The organism is Pseudomonas sp. HMWF006, from assembly GCF_003061205.1.
Taxonomy (GTDB): Bacteria; Pseudomonadota; Gammaproteobacteria; order Pseudomonadales; family Pseudomonadaceae; genus Aquipseudomonas; species Aquipseudomonas monsensis.
In genome coordinates, this window is the sequence record NZ_QAIU01000439.1 from 666 (window position 1) to 2577 (window position 1912).

Below are 1912 nucleotides of genomic sequence, written 5' to 3' on the forward strand. Positions count from 1 at the left end.
GCGGCGGTTTTCTTGTTTCATCGCAGCACACTCAGACGACACCAGGGTGCTAGAACGGCCCCTGAGTGACCACACGGGTATCAATGATCTGCTGTAGAACCTGAATGCGCTGCTGGTAGATATCCGTCAGGCACTTCACATCAGCCGCGCATTGGCTGCGTTTTTTCAGCCAGGCGTGCTGCTGCCCGATCAACGCGTCACGCCCGCCCATGGGCAGAAAGCGTCGGTCGAGCTTGTAGAGCAGCGCCATGCTGACGTCCATATCGTTAAGCGCGCGATTGGCGCAGACCGCTTTTTCGTCGGCTGCACTGGCGCGCTCGCAGTCGAAACTGGCGGCGTGGCTGGCCTCGCCGATTATCAGAACAGACATACCGAGCAAAGCTGCAAAGAGGTTTTTCGGGGGCATGGCGTCAGGTATCCGGACAGTCGTTGATCGAGTCGATTCGAGCCATCGTTGTGGCGCAAAGTTTCTGCGCACCGCTCATTCCAGTGCAACGCAAAAATATCGAACGCCCACCGCAACGTCACCTCCAATGTTTACACCACTGGAGGTCTGCACCATGAATAGCGATGACAGCAAAACCCCGAACGCCACGCCCACCGATACGTCCGGCAAACCGGTGCACGTAGTCGAGCGTGATCTTGAAGATCACGATGATGACACTGAGGCCGTGGATGAAATCATCACCCCCTCGTCCACCCGCGTGAAAGAGCAGGACGCCGAGACGCTGCAAAACAAAATTGATGAAATCGAACGCAAAGTGGCCGACGGTAATTAGTCTTTTACGAAGGCGATCGCAAAGAGTCGGCGTTGGCTGTTTGCGATTGTTTTCGTCGAGGTTTTGCAATTGGCTTTTAAGCTTGAAGTTTTTATTTCAAACAGTTCCACGCCCTCTTAAACATCGCTAAACACTGCCATCACTTTCTTTTAAATCAAAGTGATAGACCAATAAGTCTGCGCACGATTTCGCCCCCTGCATTGTCCCTTCCGAGAGCGCCAATGACCGTTCGGCGCTTTTTCTGGCAGGCCGTCGAAATCGGATCTAGGGTTGCGTGGCTGGCGATATGCCAGCCAACAAAACGGACAGGTGTCCGTGACATTGCCGGTAAAGAAACAGGGATGGTTTTTTAAGGATTGCAGTCGCTTGTAAACGCTTTCGAGCGCCCAACTGATCCCTGTGTTTCGTTGTTTTCTATCAAGGAAAGAATGATGACCAACGTACAGGCGAATTTCTTCTGTTTGTCGTTATGGCAAACCCATTCAATCACGCCACCCGCGAAACCCGACGGGTTCGGCTGACGCCGCTGGCGCCTGCATCGACGCTGCCGCGTCGCCCATGCGCGAACTGCCTCAAGCATTAAACAGATCCGGACGGATCAGGCGGTGCCACGCCAGGTAGACCCTGCCGGGTTTGCCGAGTTGCACGCTGCTGCCTGGCTGTCAGGAAAGGCGCCCCTTTGCCCAAAGGGGCTGTAGAGCCACACCTGCGAGGAAACCCGCGAAATGTCCCAATCCTCCCACGTCATCCCGCCGTATGGCGTTGCCATCCAGAGTTCGATTGATGGCGGCGATGTGCACCACATGAAGACTTTGTTGAAACAGCGCGACTCGACGAAGCCCGAAGCGCAAGACCTGAAGGACGCGTACGAAAAACTGGCCCGGGAAATTTCCCGTTTGGAAAAACGTTAAGGCCATTTCCCACATTGCAATGGAGGCAATCACTATGTCCGGTTCCACTCAGCACCATGTCGGCCTGTTCCCGGTGTGCTATCGCATTGGTACAAACGCGCCCGGTGCGCAAACGCTTTCGCTAAATCTGCTGGTTTCCACGCCACAACGAGAAGTCAGCGGCACGGCGGCTATCACTCAAGCCATTAACCCACCGCTCGACGTCCACGCGGACGTCTGGGG

The 1912-nt window shown here is 55.2% G+C and carries 4 protein-coding genes; 3 read left to right on the top strand and 1 reads right to left on the bottom strand.

What is annotated here, in order from left to right:
• Positions 1-49: 49 nt before the first annotated feature.
• The gene (locus tag DBR24_RS18460) at positions 50-370 is read right to left on the bottom strand and encodes a lysozyme inhibitor LprI family protein (protein WP_128615463.1); all 321 of its coding nucleotides are present in this window, start codon (positions 368-370) and stop codon (positions 50-52) included.
• A 190-nt stretch (positions 371-560) separates the two neighbouring features.
• On the opposite strand from DBR24_RS18460, the gene DBR24_RS18465 reads away from it, so the two are divergent.
• The 3 genes from DBR24_RS18465 to DBR24_RS18475 form a co-directional block, all read left to right on the top strand.
• On the top strand, positions 561-779 hold the full coding sequence (locus DBR24_RS18465; protein ID WP_123464294.1) for a hypothetical protein: 219 nt from the start codon (positions 561-563) through the stop codon (positions 777-779).
• Positions 780-1504: 725 nt separating this feature from the next.
• Positions 1505-1690, top strand: a complete 186-nt coding sequence (locus DBR24_RS18470) for a DUF1843 domain-containing protein (protein ID WP_128615464.1) — start codon at positions 1505-1507, stop codon at positions 1688-1690.
• Between the two features lie 34 nt (positions 1691-1724).
• A partial coding sequence (locus DBR24_RS18475; RefSeq protein WP_128615469.1) for a DUF1842 domain-containing protein occupies positions 1725-1912 on the top strand: 188 nt, incomplete at its 3' end.